Origin of the sequence: Albimonas donghaensis, assembly GCF_900106695.1 — a bacterium.
In the GTDB taxonomy this organism is placed as follows: Bacteria; Pseudomonadota; Alphaproteobacteria; order Rhodobacterales; family Rhodobacteraceae; genus Albimonas; species Albimonas donghaensis.
In genome coordinates, this window is sequence record NZ_FNMZ01000009.1 from 74,661 (window position 1) to 100,450 (window position 25,790).

Sequence of the window (25,790 nt, forward strand, 5' to 3'; positions counted from 1 at the left end):
CGCGCTCAGCGGGTGAGGGCGGCGACGATCCACAGATAGGCGATCATCGCCATCGCGATGGAGACGCCCATGGGAAAGCGTTCGGCCCCCGGGGCCAGCGCGTGCCAGCCCCGCGCCCGGCCGCGGGTCACGGCCTTCGCCAGCCGCACGCCCGCCAGCCCGACCAGCAGCCCGACGGCGAGCAATTGCAGGGCCAGCGCCACCGTCGCCGGCGCCACGAACAGCGCGCAGGCGCCGAGCATCTTCACGTCGCCCCCGCCCATGCGCCGCAGGGCGAAGAGCCCGAAGCCCAGCCCCAGCACGATGACCGCGCCCAGCGCCCGCCAGCCCAGCGCCTCCGGCGGCAGGGTCAGCGGGCCGAGCACGACGAAAAGCAGCGCCATGGCGGCGTTGAGCTTGTTGGGAATGCGCATCCGGCGCAGGTCCCAGACCGCCGCGGCGACCAGAAGCGGGGTCAGGGCGACGGCGATCAGCCAGGCCTCGGCCGGGGGATCGAGGCCCAGCAGCCGGCCCTCCAGAAAAGAGGCCATCAGGGGTCCGCCCGCATCCTCGGTCATGTGTCCTCGGCCATGTCTCTCGCCCCCCCGGAGGCGTGGTGTCGGCGCGGGCGAGCCGCGCGCGTGGTCAGGGCCGCGGCGGGCGCGGCGGTTCCCGCGGGCGGATCAGCCGCCGCGCAGCAGCGCCAGCTTGTCGGCGGCGGGCGCGTAATGGGCGGGATGAGCGGCGAGCGACTGCTCCAGCAGGCCGGTCGCCACCCGCCGGTCGCCCCGGCGCAGCGCGATGATCGCCATGTTGTGGTAGAGCACGGCCTTCTCCTCGCCGGTCAGGGTGACCAGGGGCAGGCGGTAGCTGCCCTGAAGGGCGCCGGCGATGGCGAGGTTGTTCTTGGCGGAGAACAGCGACGGGTCGAGCACCAGCGCCTGTTCGAACATCTTCTCGGCCGCCGCGGATTCGCCGCGCGACAGGTAGGACACCCCCCAGTTGTTGAGCACGGAGCCGGGCTGCGGGCTCATGGCGCGGGCCTGGGAATAGGCGGCGTCGGCGGCGTCCCAGTCGCGGCGATGGTCGGCGATCAGCCCCATCAGGGTCAGCTTGCGGTCCGAGGGCGAGCCCGGCGGCATCAGCGCGAGCTGCGCCTCGGCCTCCGGCCACATGTCGAGCCGGGAGAGCGACAGCCCGTATTCCACCCGGTCCGAGGGGCGGACGGAGGGGCTTTCGACCAGTTCGGCATAGACCAGCCGGGCCTCGGCATGGCGGCCGGCGCGGGACAGGGAGCGGGCGAGGCCGCGGCGCATGATCGGGTTCTCGGGATCGCTGGCGAGCGCTTCGCGGAAATAGGTCACGGCCTCGTCGGGGCCGGCGACCGCGAGCATGATCTCGTTGAGGCTGTCCTGATCGAGCGGGTTGTAGTTCTCGGCGCGCTGTTCCTCGACATCGACGCCGGCGTCGATGAACTCGGTGCAGCCGGCGAGCAGCAGCGGGGCGGCGAGCGCGATGGCGAGCGCGCGGCGCAGGGGATGCGCGCGGGGCGTGCGGCGGGTCGAGGGGAAGGGCGGGTGCGGCATGGCGTGAATTCCGGTTCCTGGCCCGTCTCAGGCGGACGGGGCCGCGGCGGGCGCGGCGGGCCGCGCCGGCGGGGGCGCGGAAAGGGCGGGGTCGGCGCGGCCGGCGGGTGCGGCCAGGGCGGCGGCGGCGGGTAGCGGGACGACGGGAACATGGGCGGCGGGGATATGGGCGGAGGGCAGCCGCACCACGGGCGTGCCCGCGGGAACATCGGGGGGCGTGCTGTCGTCGGCGGCGCCGGGAAGGGGCGCGGGGGCGGCGCGGGGGCCGGGGGCCTGCGCGGCGGCCTCCACCGCGCCGGGTTCGGGCAGACCCGCGCGACGGGCCATCGCCGCCGCGCCGCCGCTGGGCCGGGCGGCGGCGGCGACCACGCCCAGCGGCGCGGGCGGGGCGATGGGCGCGGGCTCCACCCCGCGGGCGCGGGCCGACATGGCGATGTTGCGCGAAAGCGCCGTCGGGGTCGGGCGGCCGGCGCGGCCCAGCAGCTCGGCGGCGATGCGGAATTCGCCCTCGGCCTCCTCGAACCGGCCCAGATCGTAGAGCGCGGTCCCGTGGCTGTTGCGCGCCGAGGGGCTGGCGGGCCAGGCGGCGACGGCGCGGGCCAGCAGTTTCTCGGCCTGGCGCCGGCGCCCCATCTGCCGCCAGGCGGAGCCGAGGCCGACCAGCGCGGCCTCGGTCGGGCCTTCCTGCACGAGGGCGAGGCGGAACATGCGCTCGGCCTGCACGGGGCGGCCTCGGTCCAGAAGCGCGCGGCCACGCTGGGCGGCCTCGCCGGGGGGCAGGTCCTCGGCGGCGCGGCGGGCGGCCTCCTGCTCGGCGACGGCCTGGGCGGCGGCGACGTTCTCGGCCGGGATCGGGACGCCGAGGGGCGGGCCGTCCGCGGCCTCGTCGGCCTCCGCATCGTCGGGGGAAAGGCCGAGGGCGGCGAGGAAGCGGGTGGCGAGGTCGGGTTCGGGGGCGGAAGCCTCCGGCGCCTCCGCCTCCGCCTCCGCGACGGCGGTCGGGAACGCGGGGGCGTCGGGCTCGTCGGGCAATGGGGCGGCGTCGGGGTCTTCGGTCGGGCGGATGTCGACGGGGGCGGCGAAGACCGGCGCGGGCCCCGTGTTGGGAACGGTGTTGAGCTCGGGGTCGGGAGCGGCGGCGGCGACGGGCGGGATCGGCACGGGGCCGCCGCCGGCGGCCTGCTGGGCGGCCATGAACTCCTCGATCGACATCTTGCGGCCCTGCCCCGGCGCGACCACGCCGAAGCGCGTCGTCCAGTCCGCGGCCCCGCCGGCGGGCGCGGAGGCGCCGGGCGCGGCCTCGGGGAAATTCGGGTTGGCGGGCGCGGCGGCCGGCGGCGGGGTCGCCTCCCCCTGCCCGCCCCCGACCCCGCCCGCGCCTTCGGCGGCGCAGCCGGCGAGCACGGCCAGCGCGGCCGCCGTCGCAACCGGACCCAGCCCCCGTTTCAGACCCGGACGCGACCCGAGACACGGCCCGACACGCCCCCCCGGACGGGGCGCAGGACCATGCGCGGATCGGGGCCTCGGACTCGAAGACGGCTCGGCACGACGCGCCCCTGTCGGCACTACGGCTTCCCCGCCATGACTTCCATGATGTCCACCAGCGACGGACCGATCAGGATCAGCATCAGCGGCGGCACCGTGAAGAACATGGTCCCCAGCGTCAGCTTGGTGGGCAGCTTGTTGGCCTTCTCCTCGGCCCGCATCACGCGCTTGTCGCGCATCTCGGCCCCGTAGACCCGCAGCGCCTCGGCGATCGAGGTGCCGAACTGCGAGCTCTGGATCAGCACCGTCACGAAGGAGCCCACGTCCTGCACGCCGGAGCGGTTGGCGAAGTCGCGCAGGACCACCGCGCGTTCCTTGCCCGCGCGCATCTCCACGGAGACGATCTGGAACTCCTCGGCCAGCGAGGGATGGGCATGGGTGATCTCGTCGGCCACGCGCATCAACGCCTGGTCGAGCGACTGCCCCGCCTCGACGCAGACCAGCATCATGTCCAGCGCGTCGGGGAAGCCGTCCTGGATTTCCTGCTGGCGGGCGCCGCGGCGCCGCGTGACCCAGTAGTTCGGCGCGAAATAGCCGACCGCCATGCCGCCGACCACGGTGTAGGCGAGCATCTGCGCCTCGGACCCGCGCAGCAGGGAATAGAGCAGCGCCCCGACGGCCAGCAGAACCGCGCCCAGCACGCGGGCCACGAAATAGGTCTGCACCGCGGCGCGGGACCGGTAGCCGGCCTGGATCAGCTGTTCGCGCGCCGTGGACAGGGCCTTCTTGTCCTTGGGCTCGAACAGGGGGGCGAGGGAGCTGAGGCGGGAGGGCTTGTCGTCGGCGCGCAGACGCTCGATCTCCGCCCGCCGGCGGGCGCCGGCCTGGCCGGACAGGCGCATGGCGTCGCGGTCGCGCTGGAGACGGGCGAAGGGGTCGGAGTGCTTCGAGAACACGATCGGCGCCGCCGACAGGATCAGCAGCGCGGCGAACCCCCCCATCACCCAGACCGGCCCCATGGGGCCGAAGGTCTCGATCAGCAGGTCGATGATATGGTTGATGCTTTCCAAGCCGCTCCGTCGTCGGCCGGGCCGTGCGGGCCCGGTCCTTTCCATTGCGCCCCGGGGCGCGCGCGCCCGCCGAGCTGTCCCTGATGCGCCCCGCCCGGTTTTCCGGGTCCGGAGGCCGCGGCGCCGGCCGCTTCGGGGCCGGCCATCATACCTTGATATTCACCATCATGCGCATGAAGACGATGTTGATCGCAAGCATGATGCCCACGACGATGGTGGCCGGCACGAAGGCCGGGTGATCGACCACGCCGTCATAGTAGTTCGGCCGGATCAGCTGCACCACGATCAGCGCCAGGATCGGGAAGGCCGAGAGGAACCAGCCCGACCAGCGGCTTTCGGCCGTGATCGCCTTGACCTTGCGGAACAGCTTGAAGCGCGAGCGCACCACCGCGGCCAGCCCGGCGAGGATCTCCGCGAGATTGCCGCCCGACTGGCTCTGGATCGCCACCGCGACCGCGAGGAAACGCAGGTCGGGCACCGCCACCCGGTCGGCCAGCCGGTCGAGGCTGTCGTTGATGTCGAGCCCGTAGATCGCCTCATCGGCGATGATCCCGAACTCGGTGCCCACCGGGTCCGGCATCTCCTGCGCCACCAGCGCGATGGCGGAGCTGAACGGGTGGCCGATGCGCAGGGCGCGGACCATCAGCTCGATCGCTTCGGGGAGCTGCTCCTCGAACCGGGCGAGCCGCTTCTTGGCGCGGCTGTTCAGCCAGACATACATCGCCCCGTAGGACATCCCCAGCGCCAGCGGCGCCGAGAGCAGCGGGCCGATATCGGCGAACATCACCATGCCGACGAAGACCAGCGCGCCGGCGATCCCGGTGATCAGCAGGATGATCCGCGGCGACCACGGGATGTTGGCCTGGGCCGCCTTGTCGAACAGCGACGCCACCAGCGGCGCGTTGGCGGCGTTGATATGGCGCTCGCGCTCCTTGCGGAGCTGGGTGAGGACCTCCATCGGGTCCTCGCCCTTCTCCAGCAGGGTCAGGCGGCGGTTGACCTTCGCGTCGCGGCGCGCGGAGCGGCCGAAGGCCAGCAGGTAGACGCCTTCCACCGCCAGGAAGATCCCGACGAAGATGGCGATGAAGACGAGAGGGGCGACGGCCATGGCTCAGCCCAGCTTGCGGTTGGGAGTGTAGATCTCGTTGGGCAGGTCGAAGCCCCAGGCGCGGAAGCGCTCCGCGAAATGGGAGCGGATGCCCGACGCCTCGAACTGGCCGAGCACGGTGCCGTCGCCGTCGATGCCGGTGCGCTTGAAGCGGAACACGTCGTGCATGGCGACGACCTCGCCCTCCATGCCGGTGATCTCGGCGATATGGGTCATGCGCCGCGAGCCGTCCGACAGGCGCGAGACCTGCACGATGACATGGACGGCGGAGGCGATCTGGGCGCGGGTGGCGCGCAGCGGCATCTCCAGCCCCGACATCAGCATCATGTTCTCCACGCGCCCGACCGCGTCGCGCGGGGAGTTGGCGTGAACCGTGGTCATCGAGCCGTCATGGCCGGTGTTCATGGCCTGGAGCATGTCCAGCACCTCGTCGCCGCGGGTCTCGCCGACGATGATGCGGTCGGGGCGCATGCGCAGCGCGTTCTTGAGCAGGATGCGCTGGGAGACCTCGCCCTTGCCCTCCACGTTGGGGGGGCGGGATTCCATCCGCGCGATATGGGTCTGCTGGAGCTGAAGCTCGGCGGTGTCCTCGATGGTGGCGATGCGCTCATCGTTGGCGATGAAGGAGGACAGGGCGTTGAGCGTCGTGGTCTTGCCCGAGCCGGTGGAGCCCGAGACGATCACGTTCAGCCGGGTCGCGACCACGGCCTGGAGAAAGGCCGCCATTTCCTCGGTGAAGGCGCCGTAGGCGATCAGCTTGTCGATGGAGAGCGGCGACTTGGAGAATTTGCGGATCGACAGCAGCGGGCCGTCCACGGCGCAGGGCGGCACGATGGCGTTGACGCGGGAGCCGTCGGCGAGCCGCGCGTCCACCCAGGGCTGGCTTTCGTCCACGCGCCGGCCGACGGCGGAGACGATCTTGTCGATGACCCGCAGCAGGTGCTTGTTGTCCTTGAACTCGACCTCGGACAGCACCAGCTTGCCGCGGCGTTCCACGAAGATCTGGTGGGCGCCGTTGACCAGGATGTCGGAGACGGTCTCGTCCTTGAGCAGCGGCTCCAGCGGGCCGAGGCCGGTGACCTCGTCCATCAGCTCCTGGGTCAGCTGCTCGGCCTCGGCGGCGTTGAGCACCATGCCCATGTCGCGCAGGCCCTCGCGGGCGATGGAGGCGATCTCCCGGCGCAGCTCGGATTCGGGCACCTTGTCGATGATCGACAGGTTCAGCGTCTCCAGCAGGCGGCGATGCAGGTCGACCTTGATCTGCAGCAGGCGCTGGCGGCGCTTGAGCTCACGGCTCTCGGCGGCGGCGGCTTCGGCGGCGCGCGCTTCGGCTTCGGCCGTGGCGGCGCGGGCCGCGGCGGCCTGCGCGGAACTGGTCAGCACCACCGGCGAGGCCGAGGCGCCGGCGTCCTTGGCATAGCGCTTGAACATGGCGCACTCCTCCCGGGTTTACGCGAGGGCGACGCGGGACGCCTGCACCTCTTCGAGCACGGCCCTGGCGGTCTTGCGGATTTCCTTGCGCAACGGATTGCCGCTGGCGAAGTCCGCGAGCGGCGAACCATGGTCACAGGCCTGGACCACCGCCTTGCCGCCGTCGGGCAGCAATACTCCATACTCGATTCCAAGCGTTTCGGCCATTTTCTTGACGCGACCTTTCGCGCCGAAATCGCCGAATCCGGGCACTCGGTTCATCACGTAGTCGAGCTTGTCGAAGGGCAGGTCCTCGGCCTGGAGCGCGCGCAGGAAGCGCAGCATGTTCTGGGCCGAGCGCATGTCGATCTCCATCACCGCCCAGAACCGCTGGGCGGCGTTCAGCGCGGCCTCGGTCCATTCGGTGAGCGCGGTGGGCAGATCGACGATCACGACGTCATGGCTGTCCGCGGCCATGGCCAGCAGGCGCTGCATGCCGTCGGCCGACACGATGTTGAGCGGCAGGGCGTCGGCGGGCGCGGTGAACACCGACAGCCTTGCGCCGCGTTCCTCCAGCGCCGCGGCGAAGCCCTGGGCGTCGGCGCGCGACATGTCGGACAGGAAGTCCAGCACCGAGTCCCTGCGCGGCATGTCGAGATAGGTGGCGACCGAACCATACTGGAAATCCAGGTCCAGCAGGCAGACCCGCAGGCCGGACTTGCGGCTTTCCTGCGCGATCTCCCAGGCGAGGTTGACCGCGAACGTGGTGGCCCCGACCCCGCCGGCGACGCCGTAGACCGGGTAGATCAGCCCGTCGCGGCCCTTGCTCTCGACCGAATCCGCCGGCGCGCCCTCTCCGCGGCGGGCGGAGGAGATGCTCTCCATCAGGGCGCCGGTGGATAGGGGCGTGGGCAGGAAGTCGGTGGCCCCGGCGCGCATCAGCCGGTGCACGGCGACGGGGGCGATTTCGTCGACCACCACGATCACGACGGCGCCGCGGCGGGCGCAATGGGTGACCAGGGCCAGAAGGGTGTCGAGCCGGGACATGTCCTCGGGCCCGGCGCAGACCAGCACGGTGGGCGCGGCCTCGCCGCCGCCGGCGGCTTCGAGGATGCCGGGAACCTGCTGCGGCTCGGCCCGTATCCAGCCGCCGCCGCCGAAATCGGCGTCCAGCTCCCGCGGGAGCCCGCCGAAACGAGAAGGATCGGTCGCCACGACGACCAGCTCCGCCGTCGCGGCGCCGTCGCGTTTTCTTTTCAGCATTCCGTCAGTCGCCTCCGCGCGCTGCCCCGGCCCATCGTCGCCCTGCGGAAGTCTCCGCCCGGCGCGCGGCCTGCGCTCGATCGCATGTCGTTCCCCCGATATAACGCGGCCGGGCCGGCGCAGGAAGCCGGCGGCGCGTCGCGTTCGGAGAGGTCCCCCCCGGCCGGCGCATGACGCGCGGGGCGGCGGCGGCGCGAGACGGGCGGGCGGACGGGATCAGCCGTCGGTCGTCGCCACATCCGCCGCCTCGACCTCCTTGGTCGAGTATTGCTCATAGGCGAGATAGGCGCGCTTGCCGTCGAAGGAGCGCCCTCGCCAGCCCGCGCCCCAGCCCTCGACGGAGGACACGGCGCGGCGGTTCACCCGCTCCTCCCGCTCGACGGGGATCACGGGGCGGGTCTCGCCCCGCGACACCACCAGCGCGAGCTGCCCGGGGGCGACGCCCAGCTCGACCAGCCGCGCCGCCGCGGCCCGCGCCCGGCGCAGACCGAGGCGCTGGTTGTAGGGGTCGGAGCCCACCAGGTCCGCATGGCCCTCGATGGCGATCATGGTGGAGGGATGCGCCCGCAGCCAGCGCGCCTGCGCCTCCAGGGCGATCTCGGCGGCGGGCTCTATCGCGGTGCTGTCGAAGGCGAAGGTGATGGTGTCGGGCGACGCGGCCTGGAAGGCGGCGCGCAGGGCGGCGAGGCGCTCGGGGTCCATGGCCCGGCCGGTCATCGCCGCGAAATTGTTGGCGTCCCACCTGCCATAGGACTCGTAGGCGGTGATCTGGTCCTTCAGCGGCGGGGTGTAGCCGCAGGCCGCGGTCAGCGCCGCCAGGCCGAGGGCCGCGGCCCGTCCGCCGCAGGTCGTCGCCCGCCGGCGCGCGTTATTCCACGACATAGCCGTAGGCCCCCTCGAACTCGCGCCCCGCCACCGAGCGGATCACCGGGTCCGCGGCATGGCCCAGCTTGCCCAGGAGGAACAGGTCCTCCTCGCTGGGCAGGCGGATGCGGTCGGTGGGCAGTTCGATCGCGTCCTCGGTCACCGGCGAGATCAGGTAGGCGGTGACGATGATCACCAGCTCGGTCTGCCGGCGCTGGAAGTCGGCCGAGCGGAACAGCGTGCCCAGGATCGGCACGTCGCCCACCCAGGGCAGCTGGTTGGCGTTGTCGACGAACTCGTCCTGAAGCAGGCCCGCGATGGCGAAGCTCTCGCCGTCCTTGAGCTCGATCGTGGTCTTCGCCCGCCGGGTCGAGAAGCCGTTGAACTGCACGCCGTTGTTGGCGATGACGATGGAGGTGTCGATGGCCGAGCTTTCGGCCTCCAGCTCCAGGTTGATGACCTCGGCGGAGACGACGGTGGGGGTGAAGCCCAGCGACACGCCGAAGGGGCGGTAGTCCACCGAAAGGTTCCCGTCTTCGGCCGAGTAGACCGGCACCGGATATTCGCCGCCCGCGAGGAAGGAGGCGTCGTCCCCCGACAGCGCCACCAGGTTGGGCTCGGCCAGGGTGCGGGCGAAGCCCTTGGATTCCAGCGCGTCGATGGCGAGGTTGGCGACGATGCCGCCGGCCGCGTAGCCGATGCGCATGATGCCCTCGGCGGGGTTCGAGGCCGCGTAGGGCGTGCTCAGCCCGCGCTGGGTCGGCACGCCGCGCACGTTGTCGGCGTTGGCGTAGTCGCCCTGGGCCGAGGACACGCCGAAATTGCCGAAGCCGAAGCCGACCGACCAGTTGAAGCCCAGCGATTTGGAGGCGGAGCGCTGCACCTCGGCGAAGCGCACCCGCAGCAGCACCTGCTGGGAGCCGCCGACCGACATCATGTTGGAGACCCGGCCCGGCGCGTAGCGTTCCGCCAGTTCCAGCGCGCGGGCGAGATAGGCGGCCGAGGACACGGTGCCCGACAGCACCACGCCGTCGGCGGCGGAGCGGGCCTGGATGTCCTCGCCGGGAAGGATCTGCTGGAGCCGTTCCTTGAACTCCTGCAGGTCGGGGCCGACCTGGACCGAAACGTTGGAGATCAGCCGCCCGCCCGGGCCGAACAGGGTCAGCGTGGTGCGCCCCGCGGTCTTGCCCAGCACGTAGACGGTGCGGTTGGACAGGGCGGCGACGTCGGCGATGCCGGGATTGGCGACGGAGACCTCGGCGAAGGGCTCGCCGGCCTCCAGCACGATGGCGCGGTTGACCGAGACCGTGACGGTGGGAGAGGCCGCGCCCTCCAGCACCCGCACCGCCGGGGCGCCGCTCTGGGCGCGGGCGGGGGCGGGGGCGCCGGCGGCGAGGAGCGCGGCGACGGCCAGCATAAACGCGGGGACGGCCGCGACGCCGGCGCGCGAGGCGCGGCCCGCGGCGGCGGCATGGGCGACGCGCTCGATGCGCCGGATCACGTCGCGGACGACGTTGGGCCGGAATATCATCGCGTCTCACCTCCCCAACCGGACATCGGACTTCAAGTTCGACCCGCAAGCCTCGGGGATAGGGCCATTTTTATATTTACCTGACAAGCCCCATGCCGGGGCTGGGCGCGGCGCGACGGCCTCGGGGGCGCAAAAGTGGCCGAAAAGCGACACCTGCGCGGGCCGGCCGAAGCGCCGGGCGGGCGGGACGTCGCGGCGTCGGCGACATGCGGCGAAGCGTGAGTTCGGCGCGGATTCCGGGGGAAGAGGCGGGTGGGGAGGGGGGATGCGAAAAGACCGCCGGCGGGGGCCCGCCGGCGGTCCATGAGAAATTCGCCATGTCGAGAGTCCCGGTCTGGGCCCCGTTCAGGATCCCCGTTCAGGGCATCGTGCGGACTTCGACCTGGTTGCCGCGGCGCACGATGACCTTCACTTCCGGCTCCGGCTCGGGCTCCGGCTCGGCGACCTCGACCGCCTCGACCTCGCCCAGCAGGGCGGCGCGGTCGATCGGCGCGGAGGCGACGGCGTCGGTCGCCCCGAAGCCGCGCAGCGCGATGGAGAGGTTGCCCAGTTCCGAGGCCAGCGTCAGCTGCTGCACCTGCGCCGGCGAGCCCTGCAGGGTCACGGTGCGCGCCACCTTGGCCTCGATCCGGTCGGGATCGGTGTCCTGGTCGACGGCGATGACCTCGATATTCTCGATCAGGGTGCGCGTGGTCAGGCCGTTGCGGCGGTCGTTCACGGTCAGGAACACGTCGATCCGCGAACCGGGCAGCACGAACCCGCCGACCGAGGAGGCCGCGTTCACCGGCATCGTGTAGGCGCGCATGCCGGGTTCGAGCAGGGACATCACGGTGGCGCGCTCGCCGAAGCCGGTGACCTTGGTGCGCAGGATCAGCTCGTTCGGCTCCATCCGCCGCAGCACGGTGCGGGGCTTGCCGTCGGCGCCGAACAGGTCCTCGGGCGAATTGAACGAGTTCTCGGGCAGGATCTCGGCCGGCCATTGCACGACCTTGACGTCGGCGGCGGTGATCGGCTGCCCGAACTTGAGGGATTTGTTGGCCACGGCCACGGGCACGGTGGCGACGGCGTTGGCCGGCGCCATGCGCGATTCCGCGGCCTGAACCTGCGCGAAGACGTACCAAGCGGCGCCGCCGGCGAGCGCGAGACCCGCGACGAAGACGAAGACGGCGAGCGATCTCATGATGCGATCCCCTATGCGCGATGCATGAAGCCGCCCTCCGCGCAAGGGCGAAGGACGGCTGCACTTGTCAGCTGAACAGCGGCTCCGCCGGGCTCCGGACCGCGGGCTCGCTCAGGCGAGACGCGATCCGGGCCGGCTGATGAGCGCTGGATCAGTTGGTGGCGGCGGCGTCGCCCCAGGAGGCGCCCGACACGGTGGTCGCGCCGGTGGACAGCTGCGACGAGATCTCGGTGATCATCGAGTCGACGCCGGTGTCGAGGGCGGCGATGGCGCCGATCGACAGGATCACGACGGCGGCGGTCAGCACGACCCAGTCGACGGTCACGGCGCCGGACTCATCGAGGATCGCGCGGCGAACCTTGGCAAAGAAAGTCATAGGATATCCCTCCACAACACGGGATCCGGCATCCTGGCCGATCCCAAGCATCGCCCGACATCGGGCGGAAGCTACTCACCCCGATACGGGGCACACACCCCCTGCAGACGGGGGAACTGCAACTCGCTGAGGTCCAGAACTTCCGAACTCGACCCCCTCGCTGTACACATAGATGAACATTGCCGAACGGAAAATCAAGCCGATTCGCGCCCGGAACATGAAAACCAACGATGACAGAGCGCCGCAGCACGTAAAGCCTCAATAAACACGGGCTTTTCCGTGACTTCGGGTGCGCGGAACATGTCCGAGGCCGGTGCGGGACCGCCTGCCAAGGCTAAACGATCATCACGAGAAACAGTTTCGTTTAGGTTAACGGCGACTCGAATCGGTGAATTGGGCGAACAGGCCGGCCCCGCGATTCCCCGCCGCCGGGCGGATAGGAGGGGCGCGCGGATCAGGGCGCCGGGATCAGGGCGCGGTCGGGTGCGCGAGCAGGACGTCGTTGAGATTGGTCAGCATGTCCACCACGCCGTCGCGCAGCGGCTCGCCCACGCCGATGCCGATCAGCAGCACGCCGGCGGACAGCACCACGAACTCGATGCTCACCGCGCCGCGGTCGCAGCGGAGCAGTCTCGACACGCCGCCCCGGACTCGAGGCGGCCCGGCGTGGTCCGGGCGCCGCAGTCCGCCGGCAATCGCTATGGTCGCAAGCATGGTACGCACCGACAGGCAGCCAAATTTGATGCACGTTACAGGGGCGATGCTAGCATATGCATGTCAGTTCATCCATATCGGCGAAACCGGGGCCGGGGCGCTTGGAACCCCGCGCTTTCCCCGGCGTCTTCCATCGACGGACCCTACTCGTCGGATCGGGACCGGGCGTCCTGCGGACCCGGCCTCCCGGCGCCTCCCGGCCATGAGCGACGCGGATGCGGACGACAGGCGCCCGGGGGCCATGGGGGCCGACGCCCGGACGCGGCGGCGCCTGGCGCGCCGTCCGGATCCGGCGTCGCGTCTGGCCTCGGCTCTCGTCGTCCTGCTGCTGATCGCGGCGGGCGCGGCGCCCGCGGCGGCGGGGCCGGTCTCCGCCGCAGCGGCCGTGCGCGGCTTGACCGGAGGCGGGGCGGAGACACCCGCGCTGCGCCGGCTTCGCCCTCCCCCGGCGGGAGAATCTCTCGCGTTGCCAAGCATTTCCGAGCGGCCCGAGGGTGAAGACCCTGCGGTTCCGGGCGTCTCGATTTCAGCCGTGGGCGGCGCCGCCGCGCGCCACGGGCCGGGCGGGTCGCCCTGGTCCACGTCGCCGGCGGGCGCGTCTTCGGGCGGGATTGCGGGGACGGGCGGCGCCGGGCTTCGCCGGGCGGGAGCCCCGCGGCCCGCCGGGCTCGCCTTCGCCCAGCCGCATGGAACGACGCCCCCAGCCTGGGCCGCGTTCTGGCGGAGCCCCGGCGCCTCGCCCGCGGTGACGCCCGGCCGATCGCTGGAGCCGTTGCTGGCGGCGCTCGACGCCCGCCCCGGCGCGGCGTCGCGGGCGGGCGACATCCGCGCCGCCGGGCTGCGCGTGATGCGCCGCCACGGCGACGCGCTGCGGGCGGCGGCGCGAGAGACGGGGCTGTCGCTGCCGTTCCTGCTGGCCATGGCGTTGACCGAGTCCGGAGGCGATTCGCGGGCCGTCAGCCCGGCCGGCGCGATGGGGCTGATGCAGCTCATGCCCGCGGTGCTGTCGGACCAGGGCGTGACGGACCCGTTTTCGGCCGGGCAGAGCGCGCCGGCGGGGGCCCGCCATTTCGCGGCGCTGCTGCGGCGGTTCGAGGAGGACCCGGTGGCCGCCCTCGCCGCCTGGAACGCGGGGCCGGAGGTGGTGGCGCGGCGCGGCGGCGTGCCGGACTGGCCGGAGACGCGGGCCTTCGCGCCGCGCACCCTGACCGCGTTCGCCGCGCTCAGGACGCTCTGCGCCCCGGTTCCGTCCGGGCCGCGCGACGCCTGCGGGCCGGTCACGGTGTTCGCCGAGACGCGCTGAGCCGCCCCCCGGCGCGTCCCGGCCCCCTTTCCCCGGCCGTTCCGCCCGCGCCCTGCAACGGATCCGCCAGGCGCCCCGTCGAAGGCCGGGCGCCGAGGGCCGCGCGCCTCCGCCCCGCGGAGGCGGCCTCGCGCCCTGCGCGAAGTCCTGCGGGCGCAGCCCGCGGGCGCGGCCCGGGCCGACGCAAGCGCCCGCCGCCCGCGCCGCGGACGCGAAACGGCCCCCGGGGGCGCCGGAGGCCGTTCGCAACATCGTCCCGGCCGAGAAACGCGAGGCGTCAGGCGACCAGCGTCGCCTCGGTCTTCGCCCTGATCTCGTCCAGCGTCACGCCGTCGGCGATCTCGACCACTTTCAGCCCGCCTTCGACCACGTCGAACACGCCCAGCCCGGTGATGATCCGGTTGACCACCGCCTTGCCGGTCAGCGGCAGGGTGCAGGCCTTGAGCAGCTTCGACTCGCCCGCCTTGTTGGCGTGATCCATGATCACCACCACCCGGCCGACGCCGGCCACCAGGTCCATGGCCCCGCCCATGCCCTTCACCAGCTTGCCCGGGATCATCCAGTTGGCGAGGTCGCCTTCCTCCGACACTTCCATCGCGCCCAGGATCGCCATGGCGATCTTGCCGCCGCGGATCATCCCGAAGCTGGTCGAGGACGGGAAGAACGAGGTGTGCGGCAGCTCGGTGATGGTCTGCTTGCCGGCGTTGATGAGGTCGGCGTCCTCCTCGCCCTCGATCGGGAAGGCGCCCATGCCGAGCATCCCGTTCTCGGACTGGAGCGTCACGTCCACGCCTTCGGGGATGTAGTTGGACACCAGCGTCGGGATGCCGATGCCGAGGTTGACATACATGCCGTCCTCAAGCTCCTGCGCCGCGCGCGCGGCCATCTGGTCACGATCCCAGGGCATAATCCGCCTCTCCTTGTCATGGCCGGGCGCGGCGCGATCCGCCGCCCCGTCGTTGCTTTCGTTCGTTCCGCCGCGCCGCGTCCGCGCCGCTCAGCGGCGACCGAAGACGGCGACGCGGCCGCCCCGGTCGTAGACCTTCGCGTCCTCGGGGACGGGCGGCAGGCTCGGCCAGCTCACCTGCCAGCCGAACTCCTCCAGCCACATCGCCAGCGCCGCCCGCGAGGGCACCGCCGACAGCGCCCGGGCGCGGCCGCGGGGGTCGAAGATCTGGCCTTCGCGCCCGGTCGGCTCCCAGCGCATCTCGACGAGCGCGCGCCGTGGCTTCTTCGTGCGCAGCACCATCGAGTCGACGATCACGTCGCGCACGCCCAGCCGGTCGAGCTGCGCGAAGATCTCGTATTGCCGCGGCGTGTGGTAGAGGAAGCCCAGCACCATCGCCGTGTCGAACGCCCCCGGGGTCATTCCGGCCAGCGCGTCGAAGACGTCGCCCTGCACGAAATCGTGGCGCTCGGGCGCGATCCCGCAGCGGTCGAAGACCGTGCGGGCCCGCGCTATCGCCTCGCCCCGCGCCTCGATTCCGGTGACATGCGCCGCGCCCCCGCTTTCCAGCGCGGCGAGCGCGAAGCGCCCGTCATGGCTGGCGATGTCCAGCACCCGCTTGCCCGCCAGCATGTCGCGCGCGGGCGCGATGAACAGGTCGTGACGGAAGTTCAGGCGCGTCAGCGTGGCCGCCACCGTCCCTTCCGCCTCGAAAACCGGATAGGCGTCGAAGAAACCCATGATCCTCTTTCGCGACGTGTCCCCGGTCATCGCCCGGCCGCCGTCGTCCGGCGCGGGAGGGGTGAGCACGGGGGGGCGTCGGAGGGCGGGCGGCGCGGGGCGCGCCCGGTCTTCCGCGCCCCCGCGACGCGGCGCCCGGCGCGTCCGCCCCGGATCAGGCGGCGCGGGTGGTGCGCTTTTCGATCCGCTTCTCGGACTCGCCCTGGATCAGGCGATGCACGTAGATGCCCGGCAGGTGGATCTCGTCGCCGTCGAGCGCGCCCAGCGGCACGATCTCCTCGACCTCGGCGACGCAGACCTTGCCGCAGGCGGCCGCGTCCGGGTTGAAGTTGCGCGCGGTCTTGCGGAACACGAGGTTGCCCGAGGGGTCGGCCTTCCAGGCCTTCACGATGGACACGTCGGCGACGATGGCGCGTTCCAGGATATAGGTGACGCCGTCGAAGTCCTTGTGCTCCTTGCCCTCGGCGATGACGGTGCCGACGCCGGTCTTGGTATAGAAGCCGGGGATGCCGGCGCCGCCGGCGCGCATGCGCTCGGCCAGGGTGCCTTGCGGGTTGAATTCCAGCTCCAGCTCGCCGGACAGGTACTGACGCATGAACTCGGCGTTCTCGCCGACATAGGACGAGATCATCTTCCTGACCTGCTTGGTCTGGAGCAGGACCCCGAGGCCGAAATCGTCGACGCCGCAATTGTTGGAGGCGACGGTGAGATCCTTGACGCCGGCGTCGCGGATGGCGGCGATCAGGTTCTCGGGGATGCCGCAGAGGCCGAAGCCGCCGGCGGCGATGAGCATGCCGTCCGCGAGCAGTCCGTCGAGCGCCTCGGCGGCGGAACCGTAAACCTTCTTCATCGCATCCTCCGGGATGGGGCCGGGGCGGCCGGGGGTGGACCCTGCGGTCCGCGCGGGATGCGCGCGGGGGGCCGAGGGTGGGCGTCCGCCCCTTTCATCGCGCCGCAGCATGGCCCCTGTCAACGCGGGCGGCGACCTCGCGCCCGGGCGGATCGACGCGAGACGCCCGCCGCCTGTCCCCGGCGCCGCCGGCGCGACCTTTCCCGCGCGCCGGGGCGGGCCGGCGCGACCCGCGCGACCTCTCCCGGCGCGCCCGGCGCAAGTGTTCCGCAGGGCGCGCCGCCCGAGGGAGCGCCGGCGGCCCCCGCCCGCCCCGGCGCGCGGTCGGCCGGGCGCCGGCGGACAGGGGGCGAGCGGAGAGCGGACGGAAAGGGGAGCGGGCGGGCGGACGGGAGGCGGGCGTCAGGCGACGTCCGCGAAGGCCGCGTCGAGAATATCGGCGGCCTCGTCGATCTCGGCCTCGGTTACGGTCAGGGGCGGGGCGATGCGGAACACGCTGCACATGCCGGGAAGGGCCGCGATGTTCACCGACAGCCCGCGCGCCGCGGCGGCCCGCATCGCCGCCTTGCCCCGCGCCTCGTCCGGCGCCTTCGAGGCCCGGTCCGCCACCACTTCCAGCCCCACCAGCAACCCGCGCCCGCGCACATCCCCGATGCAGGCATGTCTCCGGGCGAGATCCCGCAACCGCCCCTGAAGCCGCCCCCCCATCTCCGCCGCCCGCGCGGCCAGGCGGTCGCGCCTGACGATCTCCAGCACCTTCAGCCCCACCGCGGCGGGCAGCGGGTCGGAGACATGGGTGGTGTAGAAGAGGAACCCGTTGGCATGGGCCTCGGCCTCGATCGCGGCGGAGGTCGCCACGGCCGACAGCGGCAGCCCGGCGCCCAGCGTCTTCGACAGGGTGAGGATGTCGGGGGTCACGCCGTCGCGCTCGAACGCATACATCAGGCCGGTGCGGCCGACGCCGGTCTGCGCCTCGTCCAGGATCAGCAGCATCCCGCGCGCGTCGCATTCCGCCTTGAGCGCGGCGAGATAGCCCTCGGGCAGGTCGATGATCCCGCCGGAACTGAGGATCGGCTCGGCGATAAAGGCGGCGAGCGCGCCGGTCGACATGGCGTCCACGGCGGCGAAATCGGCGGCCAGCAGCTCGCGCCAGCCCGGCCCGTCCTCGCCGAAGCGGGGGCGGTAGGCGTTGGGCGCGGGGATCGCGTAATTGCCGGGCATGGCCGGGCCGTAGCCTCTGCGCCCGGCGGAATAGGTCGCCCCCGCCGCCGCCCCGGTCATGCCGTGCCAGGACTGGGCGAAGCTGACCACCTCCCATTTCCCCGTCGCGCATTTGGCCAGGCGCAGGGCGGCGTCGTTGGCCTCGCCCCCGGTGGTCAGCAGCAGGGCGCGGTCGAGCCCCTCGGGCAGCGTCGCGCAGAGCGTCTCGGCCAGGTCCACCACCGGCGCGGAGAGCATGCCGGAGTAGAGATGCGCCATGCGCCCGGCCATGTCGCGGATGGTTTCGGTGATCTCGGGATGGGAATGGCCGAGCACCGCCGACATCTGCCCGGAGGTGAAATCGAGGATCGAGCGGCCGTCGGCGGCGAAGACGCGGGCGCCCTCGGCGCGCACGATCTCGGCGTCGAACCAGTCGGCGCCGTAGCGGATCAGGGCGCGGTCGGCGCGGGCCATGAAGTCGGGGGAGGCGGGCATGGAAGCTCCTGGGCCTGAGGGCGGCACGGGGACGGGACGCGCCCCACTCTGCGCCCGCGGCGGCGGAGCGGGAAGCGAGGCGGGACGGCGTGGGCGCGGGATTGTTCTCGATCTTCGACGCAGGACGGGAATAATCGGAAGAAACCGCATGACAGGAGAGAACCGCCATGCTCGACGCCGCCGATCGCCGGATCCTGTCGCTGCTCCAGCGCGACGCGCGGCGCACCCAGTCGGAGCTGGCGGAGGCGGTGGGCCTGTCGCTCTCGGCCTGCGCCAAGCGGACGGCGCGGCTCTGGGCCGGGGGTGTGATCGAGGGGGCGGTGGCGGTGCTGGACCGGGCGCGGTTCCGCAAGCCGGTGACGGCGGCGGTGATGGTGACGCTGACCGCGCCCCGGGCCGGCGTGTCGGAGGCCTTCGCCGCGGCCATCCTGCGCCATGAGGAGGTGCTGCAATGCCATGTGGTGACCGGGGATTTCGACTTCCTGCTGATGGTGCAGGCCCGGTCGATCGAGGACTACCACGCCTTCGCCCAGGCCACCTTCGGAGCCCTGCCGACGGTGCGCGCCTACAAGACGACGTTCGTGCTGCGCACCCACAAGAACGTGGACCGGCTGCCGGACTGGGCGCTGACCCCCGCGGACTGACGGCGTAGGGGCGTCTTGGCGCCCCTGCCTGGCGGGTCGGTCCGGGAGGGCCCCGGCAAGGCCGGGAGAGGACGGTCCCTCCCCTTCCCCCGGCCCCTGCCCGCCGCCCCCTGTCCCCCGGCCCCTGCTCCTCTGGCCCCTGCTCCTCTGGGCCCGGCTTCCTTCGGCCCCTGCGCTCGCGGCGCGTCCCGGCGCCGCCGGCGCGACGGCTCGACGCGCGCCGGGGCGGGCGGGCGCAGACGGCGCGAGGCCGGGCGGCGCGCTCCCTCCCCCGCCGCCGCGCCGTCCCCCGGGGAGGGAGCGCGCCCCTCGCCCCCGCGCCAGGCCGAACCGCGGCGCCGGGCGCGCGGCGGACCGGTGCGCCCGCCGGCGCCGGCGCCAGGCGTCGTCTGTCGCGCGAGGCGCCCCCGGAAACCTGGTCTTCACCTTTCCCGGTCACTTCTCCGCCCGACATTGCCGGGCGCCGGGCGCTTCGCTAGGGTCTCGCGGAACCGAAGGGAGGAGCCCGTCATGAACATCCCCGTCAACATCCCGATGAACCTGAAGGATCCGTCGGTGCTGACCGGCCGGGCCTATTACGATGGCCAGTGGCGGGACGGCGACGGCGGCCGGAACTTCGAGGTGACGAACCCCGCCTCCGGCAAGGTGATCGCCGAAGTCGCCGACTGCTCGGCCGAGCAGGCCGCCGCCGCCATCGACGCCGCCTATGCCGCGCAGAAGTCCTGGGCCGGGCTGCTGGCCTCCGAGCGCTGCGCCATGGTGGCCGAGCTCGGCCGCCTGATGGTCGAGCATGCCGACGACCTGGGCGCCATCCTGTGCGCCGAAATGGGCAAGCCCTTCGCCGAAGCGCGGGGCGAGATCATCTACGGCGCCAGCTTCCTCGAATGGTACGCGGAAGAGGGCAAGCGCATCTACGGCGACACCATCCCCGCCGCCGCCAAGGGCAAGCGGATCATCGTGCTCAAGCAGCCGGTGGGGGTCGTGGCCTCGATCACGCCTTGGAACTTCCCCAACGCCATGATCACCCGCAAGATCGCGCCGGCGCTGGCCGCGGGCTGCACGGTCGTCGCGCGTCCCGCCAAGCTGACGCCGCTGTCGGCCACCGCCATCGCCGTGCTGGCCGAGCGCGCGGGCTTCCCGGCGGGCGTGTTCAACCTGATCACCTCCTCCTCGGCCTCGTCGATCGGGAAGGAATTCTGCTCCAACCCCAAGGTGCGCAAGCTGACCTTCACCGGCTCGACCGAGGTGGGCCGGGTTCTGATGCGCCAGTGCTCCGACGACATCAAGAAACTGAGCCTCGAGCTCGGCGGCAACGCGCCCTTCATCGTCTTCGATGACGCCGATCTGGATGCGGCGGTGGAGGGGGCCATGGGCTCCAAGTTCCGCAACGCCGGCCAGACCTGCGTCTGCGCCAACCGCATCTACGTGCAGAAGGGCGTCTATGAGGCCTTCGCCGAGAAGATGGTGATGCGGATGCAGAGCCTGCATGTCGGCGACGGCTTCCAGGAGGGCATCAATATCGGCCCGCTGGTCGACATGGATGCGGTCGAGAAGGTCGAGGAGCATGTGAACGACGCGGTGGAGAAAGGGGCCGAGGTGATGTTCGGCGGCTTCCGCCACACGCTCGGCGGGTCGTTCTACACGCCCACCCTGCTCACCGGCGTGACCCAGGCGATGAAGGTGGCGAAGGAGGAGACCTTCGGCCCGGTGGCGCCGCTGTTCTCCTTCGACACGGAGGAAGAGGCGGTGCAGATGGCCAACGACACCGAGTTCGGCCTCGCCTCCTATTTCTACAGCCGCGACATCGGCCGCTGCCTGCGGGTGGCGGAGGCGCTGGAATACGGCATCGTCGGGGTGAATGACGGCCTGCCCTCGACCGCGGTGGCGCCCTTCGGCGGGGTCAAGCAGTCGGGTCTCGGCCGCGAGGGCTCCAAATACGGCATCGAGGATTTCCTCGAAGTGAAGTATCTGAGCCTCGGCGGCATCTGAGCCGCGTCGCCGCCGACCGCGCCGCTGAACGGCCCGGTCGGCGGCGCGCCCGGCGCCCGCCCGCCGGCGGCGCCGGATCGCCACGGCGCGCGGTCGACGTCGCCGCTGGTGGCGAGGGGCGCGGGCCGCCTGGGTCGCGCCTGAAGACCGGCTGTCGGGCGGGTTTGGGGCGGACGGAGGGGCTTTCGTTCCTTCGTTCGTTCCTTCGTTCCTTCGTTCCTTCGTTCCTTCGTTCCTTCGTTCCTTCGTTCCTTCGTTCCTTCGTTCCTTCGTTCCTTCGTTCCTTCGTTCCTTGAGGAAACCACCGCGCCCGCCAACCGCCTGCAAGCCCTGTCCGCTTGAAAACCGGCCGTTCCGCCCGCTCTCACGCCAATGCTGTTGCGGACCGCTGACCGCTGACCGCTGACCGCTGACCGCTGACAGAAAGGCGCCGACGGCGCTCCGCGTCCCAATTCACTTCTCATCCCGCCCACCATGTTCGCGGTCACCCATCAACGACCAACGCCGCCCGAGCCCCCACGCTCGTCAACAGGGCCCGGCCCCCATCCCCCGCGACCCGCGCCGACAACCGGCCCCGCGGCCGCCCGCGCGCCTCATGTCCCGCCCCGCGCCAAGACCGCGCGCCGGTTCCCCAAGTCATATGCAACGCCGCGCATATCAAGGCGGACGCATTCGAGGGCGCGACCGCGGCGCCGGCCGCCCCTGGACCTGACGACGCCCCCCCACCGCGCGGACGCACCAACCCGATCGGCGCGAAGGCCCCTCCCGTCCCCAGAGGCTCCGAGAGCCATGGCGGCGCGGCGAAGAAGCCCGCGCCCCGCCCGGCATCCGCCCGCGCATCCCCGGCGCTCCGCGACCTCTCGGCCCGCGCGACGCCCGCAACGCCGCGCGGGCGCCCCGGCCCCGCCCTCGCGCCCCCGGACGCGCGGCTCCCCCGCGCGCCGCGCGACCCGTCCGCGGATCGGGGCGCGCCCGGCCGAGCCGGCGCCCCCCGCCGTCCCGCGGCCCCCTTTGCCTCCGCCGCCGTCCGTGCCAACCTCCGCGCGCCCCCGCAATCCGCCACGGAGCCCCCCATGTCCGACCGCCCCCGCGTCATCGTCACCCGCCGCCTCCCCGAGACGGTCGAAGCCGCGCTGACCGAGCGGTTCGACACGGTGCTCAACCCCGACGACACGCCCTTCGACGCGCCTCGACTGGCCCAGGCCATGGCCTCCGCCGACGCCGTCCTGTGCACCGTGGGCGACCGCATCGACGCCGCCGCGCTGGGCGAGGCGCCGCGCGCCCGCCTGCTCGCCAATTTCGCGGTGGGGGTGAACCATATCGACCTCGCCGCCTGCGCGGCGCGGGGCGTCGCCGTCTCCAACACGCCGGGCGTGCTGACCGACGCCACCGCCGACATCGCCATGACCCTGATCCTCATGGTCCTGCGCCGCGCCGCCGAGGGCGAGCGCATGGTCCGCGCCGGCGCCTGGGAGGGCTGGGCCCCCACCCAGCTGCTGGGCGGAGACCTCAGCGGCCGCACGCTGGGCATCGTCGGCATGGGGCGCATCGGCCAGGCCACGGCCCGGCGCGCGCATCACGGGTTCGGCATGCGCATTCTCTACACCAATCGCTCCGAGATCGATCCGGGGCTGCCCGCCCAGCGCATGGAACTGCCGGAGCTGATGGCCTCGGCGGACGTGATCTCGCTGCATTGCCCGGGGGGGGAGGCGAACCGGGGCCTGATCTCGGCCGGGCTGATCGCGCGGATGCGGCCCGGGGCGGCGCTGATCAACACCGCGCGGGGCGACGTGGTGGACGAGCCCGCGCTGATCGCGGCGCTGGAGACGGGGCGGATCTCGGCCGGGCTGGATGTGTTCGAGGCGGAGCCGGCGGTGCCGGAGGCCCTGCGCAAGCTCGAAAACGCGGTGCTGCTGCCGCATCTCGGCTCCGCCACGCGGGAGACGCGGGAGGCGATGGGGATGAAATGCGTCGCCAACCTGGAGGCGTTCTTCGCCGGCCGCCCGCTGCCCGACCCCGTGGACTGAACACGGTGGGCTGAGGCGGTTGGCGAGGGCGCCGAAGAGCCGCCGCGGCGGGGTCCGGAACGGCGCCGCCATCGTCCCCCCCGCGCCCCTGCCCGGGCCTCGCGCGCGGCGCCAAAGGGCGAGACCGCCGCGCCATGGGCCGGCGGTCTCGGAGGGCGGCGCGTGCCGGAGGCGGGTCCGCGGACGGACCGGCGGAGGCTCAGTACTTCTTGGGACCGTAGCCGGTGGGATAGGCCGGGATCTGCTGGGGCGCGAGCGAGCCCGCCACGTCCTTGGACACCGGCGGCGCCACCGGCGCGCAAGCGGCGGCGCCCAGGGCGGCGAGCAGGACGCCCGGCAGCAGGATGCGGCCGAGGGCGCGGGTCGAAACGGCGTTGAACAGGGTCATGGTCGTGTCTCCATCTTCAGGCCGCCGAGGCGGCGGAGGGCCATCGTCAGGCCGCCGGCTTCAGGGCGGCGCCTGCGCAATGATCTGGAGCGGCGCCGGGCGGTTCCGGGGCGGAGATCGGGACAAATCGGGGCGATTCGGCGCCGCCAGCTCGCTGACGACGTTGCGGAAGGCGCGGTGAGCGGCGTCTGAACCCCGCTCCCGGATCGGAATGCGGCGCGTTTGGGGAGCGGATCGGGGCGACGCGCGGGCGATTCGGCGCCGCGGCGTCAGCCGGGCGGATCGCGGCGCTGATCCCGACGAAGGTCGATCGCGACGGGGGGCCGGCGCGACGGGGGCCGGCGCGCGTCTCGGGCGGCCCCGCGCGCCCCGGATCAGCCCCCGGAACCCGGCCCGGCCTCGGCCAGCGCCCGCGCGTCCAGCACGGCCTGCGCCCAGTCCGCCGGCCGCTCCTGCGGCAGGTTATGGCCCGCGCCCCGGAACACGCGCAATTCCTGCGGGCCGGAAAAGCGGGAGCCATGCCCGGCGGTTCCCGGGTTCACGCCGTCCGCGTCTCCGTCCACCCGGATCGTGGGCACGGATATGCGCGGCCGGCGGGCGAGCGCGGCCTCGATCTCCGCCGCCGCCGGATCGCCGGGGACCAGCCCGAAGCGGTGACGGTAGGAATGGATCACCACCTCGACGAAATCCGGATTGTCGAAGCCGGCGGCGGCGGCGGCGAAGGCGGCCTCGTCGAAGTCCCAGCGCGGCGACCACATGCGCCAGAGCAGCCGGGCGATGCCGGCGCGGTCGGCCTCCAGCCCGCGCCGGCCGCGCTCGGCGTGGAAATAGTATTGATACCAGAGCGCGGCCTCGGCCTCGGGCGCGGCGGGCTCCATGGCGCGGGCGATGTCCTGGATGTTGTAGGAATTGCCGGTGACCAGCGCCTGCACCCGCTCGGGCCATAGCGCGGCGACCACGCAGGCGGCGCGGCCGCCCCAGTCATAGCCGCCCAGCACCGCCCGCTCGATCCCCAGCGCGTCCATCAGCGCCAGCATGTCCCGCCCCAGCGCCGCCTGCTCGCCGGAGCGGGGGGTGTCGGGCGACAGGAACCGGGTCGGCCCGTAGCCGCGCAGCCACGGGGCGATGACCCGCGCGCCGGCGGCGGCGAGGATCGGGGCGGCGTCGGCATAGGCGTGGGGGGAATAGGGGAAGCCGTGGCCCATCAGGCAGGGCCAGCCGTCCTGCGGCCCCCATTCCAGGCAGGCGACGGCGAGCTGGCCGGCCTCGACGATGTATTCGCGCATGGAGGTCTCCGGTGTCGTGGCGCGGGAACAGCAGGCGCCGCCGCGGGGGGCGAGGTCAACCGGCGCGCCGGTCGAGGGTCGTGGTTCGCGGGGTCGCGGGGTCGCGGGCGCCGGCGAAGAGGCGGCCGAGCGACGCGGCGAAGGGGCGGGCGGAGTCGGGTTCGGGGCCGGGTTCGGGATCAGGTTAGGGTTCGGGTTCGGGGGCGACGGCCTCGACCCGGGTCAGACCGGAGCGTGACTTGAGATCGTCGCGCCCCGCCTTCCCCGCCGCCTCTCCCGTCATCGCGACGCCCTCCGTGCCGCGCCGCCTCGCGCCAGCGAGGCGCGGGGGCGAGAGGGGTTCCCCCCTCGACGCCTCCGCCGCCCCCCGCTCCGCGCCCCCCCGGATACGCCGAAGGGCGCGCGCCATGCCCGGCGCGCGCCCTTCCCCCCCTGCCTCAGGCCCGAAGGCCCGGGCTTTACCGGGGCGCCATGCGGATGGCGCCGTCGAGACGGATGGTCTCGCCGTTCAGCATCGGGTTCTCGCAGATATGCGCCGCGGTCATCGCGTATTCCGACGGATCGCCGAGGCGCGAGGGGAACGGCACCTGGGCGCCCAGCGACTTGCGGGCCTCTTCCGGCAGGCCCATCAGCAGCGGCGTCAGGAACAGGCCCGGCGCGATGGTGCAGACCCGGATGCCCGAACGGGCGAGGTCGCGGGCCATCGGGATGGTCATGCCGACCACGCCGCCCTTGGAGGCGGAATAGCAGAGCTGGCCGATCTGGCCTTCGAAGGCGGCGACGGAGGCGGTGTTGATGATCACCCCGCGCTCGCCGTCCTCGGACACCGGCTCCGCCGCGGCCATGCCGGCGGCGGCCTGGGAGGCGACGTTGAACGTGCCGAACAGGTTGACCTTGATGATCTTCATGAAGTGGTCGGGGTTCAGGGGGTTCCCGTCCCGGTCCACGGTCTTGGCGGCGCCGCCGATGCCGGCGCAGTTGACCGCGATCCGCTCCTGCCCGTGGGCGGCGCGGGCGGCCTTGAGGCCCTCGGTCACCGAGGCCGGGTCCGACACGTCGACCTTGGCGAACAGGCCGCCGATGTCCTTGGCGACGGCTTCGCCCTTCTCCGCGTTCATGTCGAACAGCGTCACCTTCACGCCGGCCGAAGCCAGCTTGCGCGCCGTCGCCTCGCCGAGGCCCGAGGCCCCGCCGGTCACCACCGCGGCCAGACCGCTCTGGAGTTTCATCGCGTTTCTCCTGTTTGCTGTGTCGTCGGATCGCCCGGCGGCGCGCGCCGGAGCGCCCCCTGTTCGGGGCGAGGGCCGCGGGCGAGGGTTGGAAATCGGGGCGCGGGGACGGGGATGGGCCCGGAG

Annotated in this window: 23 protein-coding genes; 4 read left to right on the forward strand and 19 right to left on the reverse strand. The window is 72.7% G+C overall.

Features of this window, described 5'->3' with window-relative positions:
• Positions 1-5 precede the first annotated feature (5 nt).
• The 12 genes from BLV24_RS18125 to BLV24_RS22085 form a co-directional block, all read right to left on the reverse strand.
• Positions 6-530 (reverse strand): A24 family peptidase, encoded by a 525-nt coding sequence (locus BLV24_RS18125; protein WP_176954814.1) that lies wholly within the window; start codon positions 528-530, stop codon positions 6-8.
• 132 nt (positions 531-662) lie between these two features.
• Positions 663-1,565, reverse strand: coding sequence for a tetratricopeptide repeat protein (locus tag BLV24_RS18130; protein WP_092684442.1), 903 nt, complete (start codon positions 1,563-1,565; stop codon positions 663-665).
• Positions 1,566-1,592: 27 nt separating this feature from the next.
• Positions 1,593-2,969, reverse strand: a complete 1,377-nt coding sequence (locus BLV24_RS18135; RefSeq protein ID WP_092684444.1) for a tetratricopeptide repeat protein — start codon at positions 2,967-2,969, stop codon at positions 1,593-1,595.
• Positions 2,970-3,130: 161 nt separating this feature from the next.
• Positions 3,131-4,120 carry a type II secretion system F family protein gene (locus BLV24_RS18140; protein ID WP_245710652.1) on the reverse strand — a complete coding sequence of 330 codons (990 nt, stop codon included), beginning with the start codon at positions 4,118-4,120 and terminating at the stop codon, positions 3,131-3,133.
• Positions 4,121-4,265: 145 nt separating this feature from the next.
• Positions 4,266-5,228: a type II secretion system F family protein gene (locus BLV24_RS18145; RefSeq protein ID WP_092684448.1), complete on the reverse strand. Its 963-nt coding sequence runs from the start codon at positions 5,226-5,228 to the stop codon at positions 4,266-4,268.
• 3 nt (positions 5,229-5,231) lie between these two features.
• Complete coding sequence (locus tag BLV24_RS18150; protein WP_092684450.1) at positions 5,232-6,659, reverse strand: TadA family conjugal transfer-associated ATPase; 1,428 nt, start codon at positions 6,657-6,659, stop codon at positions 5,232-5,234.
• A gap of 18 nt (positions 6,660-6,677) precedes the next feature.
• Positions 6,678-7,901, reverse strand: a complete 1,224-nt coding sequence (locus BLV24_RS18155) for a CpaE/TadZ family protein (protein WP_092684452.1) — start codon at positions 7,899-7,901, stop codon at positions 6,678-6,680.
• Positions 7,902-8,117: 216 nt separating this feature from the next.
• Entirely contained in the window at positions 8,118-8,783 is a 666-nt protein-coding gene (locus BLV24_RS18160; RefSeq protein WP_092684454.1) for an OmpA family protein, read from the reverse strand.
• The gene (locus BLV24_RS18165) at positions 8,770-10,182 is read right to left on the reverse strand and encodes a type II and III secretion system protein family protein (RefSeq protein ID WP_092684590.1); all 1,413 of its coding nucleotides are present in this window, start codon (positions 10,180-10,182) and stop codon (positions 8,770-8,772) included. The genes BLV24_RS18160 and BLV24_RS18165 overlap by 14 nt, the downstream gene beginning before the upstream one ends.
• Positions 10,183-10,654: 472 nt before the next feature.
• Positions 10,655-11,476, reverse strand: coding sequence for a Flp pilus assembly protein CpaB (gene cpaB, locus BLV24_RS18170; protein ID WP_092684456.1), 822 nt, complete (start codon positions 11,474-11,476; stop codon positions 10,655-10,657).
• A 151-nt stretch (positions 11,477-11,627) separates the two neighbouring features.
• Positions 11,628-11,852 (reverse strand): hypothetical protein, encoded by a 225-nt coding sequence (locus BLV24_RS18175; RefSeq protein WP_092684458.1) that lies wholly within the window; start codon positions 11,850-11,852, stop codon positions 11,628-11,630.
• Positions 11,853-12,320: 468 nt separating this feature from the next.
• Complete coding sequence (locus BLV24_RS22085) at positions 12,321-12,491, reverse strand: hypothetical protein (protein ID WP_176954815.1); 171 nt, start codon at positions 12,489-12,491, stop codon at positions 12,321-12,323.
• Between the two features lie 820 nt (positions 12,492-13,311).
• Here BLV24_RS22085 and BLV24_RS22090 point away from each other — a divergent pair.
• Positions 13,312-13,869 (forward strand): lytic transglycosylase domain-containing protein, encoded by a 558-nt coding sequence (locus BLV24_RS22090; protein WP_176954816.1) that lies wholly within the window; start codon positions 13,312-13,314, stop codon positions 13,867-13,869.
• A 277-nt stretch (positions 13,870-14,146) separates the two neighbouring features.
• Here the strand turns inward: BLV24_RS22090 and BLV24_RS18185 are convergent, their stop codons facing one another.
• The 4 genes from BLV24_RS18185 to BLV24_RS18200 form a co-directional block, all read right to left on the reverse strand.
• Entirely contained in the window at positions 14,147-14,776 is a 630-nt protein-coding gene (locus BLV24_RS18185; protein ID WP_092684462.1) for a CoA transferase subunit B, read from the reverse strand.
• Between the two features lie 90 nt (positions 14,777-14,866).
• Positions 14,867-15,556: a class I SAM-dependent methyltransferase gene (locus BLV24_RS18190; protein ID WP_176954817.1), complete on the reverse strand. Its 690-nt coding sequence runs from the start codon at positions 15,554-15,556 to the stop codon at positions 14,867-14,869.
• A gap of 154 nt (positions 15,557-15,710) precedes the next feature.
• Positions 15,711-16,406 (reverse strand): CoA transferase subunit A, encoded by a 696-nt coding sequence (locus tag BLV24_RS18195; RefSeq protein WP_092684466.1) that lies wholly within the window; start codon positions 16,404-16,406, stop codon positions 15,711-15,713.
• 402 nt (positions 16,407-16,808) lie between these two features.
• Positions 16,809-18,101: an aspartate aminotransferase family protein gene (locus BLV24_RS18200; protein ID WP_092684468.1), complete on the reverse strand. Its 1,293-nt coding sequence runs from the start codon at positions 18,099-18,101 to the stop codon at positions 16,809-16,811.
• 167 nt (positions 18,102-18,268) lie between these two features.
• Between BLV24_RS18200 and BLV24_RS18205 the strand changes: the two genes are divergently transcribed.
• The 3 genes from BLV24_RS18205 to BLV24_RS18215 all read left to right on the forward strand — a co-directional run bounded on the left by BLV24_RS18205 (position 18,269) and on the right by BLV24_RS18215 (position 22,761).
• Positions 18,269-18,745, forward strand: a complete 477-nt coding sequence (locus BLV24_RS18205; protein WP_092684470.1) for an Lrp/AsnC family transcriptional regulator — start codon at positions 18,269-18,271, stop codon at positions 18,743-18,745.
• Between the two features lie 510 nt (positions 18,746-19,255).
• Complete coding sequence (locus tag BLV24_RS18210) at positions 19,256-20,734, forward strand: NAD-dependent succinate-semialdehyde dehydrogenase (protein ID WP_092684472.1); 1,479 nt, start codon at positions 19,256-19,258, stop codon at positions 20,732-20,734.
• A gap of 1,073 nt (positions 20,735-21,807) precedes the next feature.
• Entirely contained in the window at positions 21,808-22,761 is a 954-nt protein-coding gene (locus BLV24_RS18215) for a 2-hydroxyacid dehydrogenase (protein WP_092684474.1), read from the forward strand.
• Positions 22,762-22,960: 199 nt separating this feature from the next.
• On the opposite strand, the gene BLV24_RS18220 is transcribed toward BLV24_RS18215, so the two are convergent.
• The 3 genes from BLV24_RS18220 to BLV24_RS18235 form a co-directional block, all read right to left on the reverse strand.
• Positions 22,961-23,149, reverse strand: coding sequence for a hypothetical protein (locus BLV24_RS18220; protein ID WP_092684476.1), 189 nt, complete (start codon positions 23,147-23,149; stop codon positions 22,961-22,963).
• A gap of 374 nt (positions 23,150-23,523) precedes the next feature.
• Complete coding sequence (locus tag BLV24_RS18225) at positions 23,524-24,435, reverse strand: alpha/beta fold hydrolase (protein WP_092684478.1); 912 nt, start codon at positions 24,433-24,435, stop codon at positions 23,524-23,526.
• Positions 24,436-24,893: 458 nt separating this feature from the next.
• Positions 24,894-25,664, reverse strand: a complete 771-nt coding sequence (locus tag BLV24_RS18235) for an SDR family NAD(P)-dependent oxidoreductase (protein WP_092684482.1) — start codon at positions 25,662-25,664, stop codon at positions 24,894-24,896.
• Between the last annotated feature and the right edge of the window lie 126 nt (positions 25,665-25,790).

What these genes read in the sequence shown, in the direction of transcription:
- BLV24_RS18125 (WP_176954814.1), bottom strand. Translation starts at nt 530, where the DNA reads ATGGCCTCTTTTCTGGAGGGCCGGCTGCTGGGCCTCGATCCCCCGGCC.
- BLV24_RS18130 (WP_092684442.1), bottom strand. Translation starts at nt 1,565, where the DNA reads ATGCCGCACCCGCCCTTCCCCTCGACCCGCCGCACGCCCCGCGCGCAT.
- BLV24_RS18145 (WP_092684448.1), bottom strand. Translation starts at nt 5,228, where the DNA reads ATGGCCGTCGCCCCTCTCGTCTTCATCGCCATCTTCGTCGGGATCTTC.
- BLV24_RS18150 (WP_092684450.1), bottom strand. Translation starts at nt 6,659, where the DNA reads ATGTTCAAGCGCTATGCCAAGGACGCCGGCGCCTCGGCCTCGCCGGTG.
- BLV24_RS18155 (WP_092684452.1), bottom strand. Translation starts at nt 7,901, where the DNA reads ATGCTGAAAAGAAAACGCGACGGCGCCGCGACGGCGGAGCTGGTCGTC.
- BLV24_RS18160 (WP_092684454.1), bottom strand. Translation starts at nt 8,783, where the DNA reads ATGTCGTGGAATAACGCGCGCCGGCGGGCGACGACCTGCGGCGGACGG.
- BLV24_RS18165 (WP_092684590.1), bottom strand. Translation starts at nt 10,182, where the DNA reads ATGCTGGCCGTCGCCGCGCTCCTCGCCGCCGGCGCCCCCGCCCCCGCC.
- cpaB (WP_092684456.1), bottom strand. Translation starts at nt 11,476, where the DNA reads ATGAGATCGCTCGCCGTCTTCGTCTTCGTCGCGGGTCTCGCGCTCGCC.
- BLV24_RS18175 (WP_092684458.1), bottom strand. Translation starts at nt 11,852, where the DNA reads ATGACTTTCTTTGCCAAGGTTCGCCGCGCGATCCTCGATGAGTCCGGC.
- BLV24_RS18185 (WP_092684462.1), bottom strand. Translation starts at nt 14,776, where the DNA reads ATGCCCTGGGATCGTGACCAGATGGCCGCGCGCGCGGCGCAGGAGCTT.
- BLV24_RS18190 (WP_176954817.1), bottom strand. Translation starts at nt 15,556, where the DNA reads ATGGGTTTCTTCGACGCCTATCCGGTTTTCGAGGCGGAAGGGACGGTG.
- BLV24_RS18195 (WP_092684466.1), bottom strand. Translation starts at nt 16,406, where the DNA reads ATGAAGAAGGTTTACGGTTCCGCCGCCGAGGCGCTCGACGGACTGCTC.
- BLV24_RS18200 (WP_092684468.1), bottom strand. Translation starts at nt 18,101, where the DNA reads ATGCCCGCCTCCCCCGACTTCATGGCCCGCGCCGACCGCGCCCTGATC.
- BLV24_RS18205 (WP_092684470.1), top strand. Translation starts at nt 18,269, where the DNA reads ATGCTCGACGCCGCCGATCGCCGGATCCTGTCGCTGCTCCAGCGCGAC.
- BLV24_RS18210 (WP_092684472.1), top strand. Translation starts at nt 19,256, where the DNA reads ATGAACATCCCCGTCAACATCCCGATGAACCTGAAGGATCCGTCGGTG.
- BLV24_RS18215 (WP_092684474.1), top strand. Translation starts at nt 21,808, where the DNA reads ATGTCCGACCGCCCCCGCGTCATCGTCACCCGCCGCCTCCCCGAGACG.
- BLV24_RS18220 (WP_092684476.1), bottom strand. Translation starts at nt 23,149, where the DNA reads ATGACCCTGTTCAACGCCGTTTCGACCCGCGCCCTCGGCCGCATCCTG.
- BLV24_RS18225 (WP_092684478.1), bottom strand. Translation starts at nt 24,435, where the DNA reads ATGCGCGAATACATCGTCGAGGCCGGCCAGCTCGCCGTCGCCTGCCTG.
- BLV24_RS18235 (WP_092684482.1), bottom strand. Translation starts at nt 25,664, where the DNA reads ATGAAACTCCAGAGCGGTCTGGCCGCGGTGGTGACCGGCGGGGCCTCG.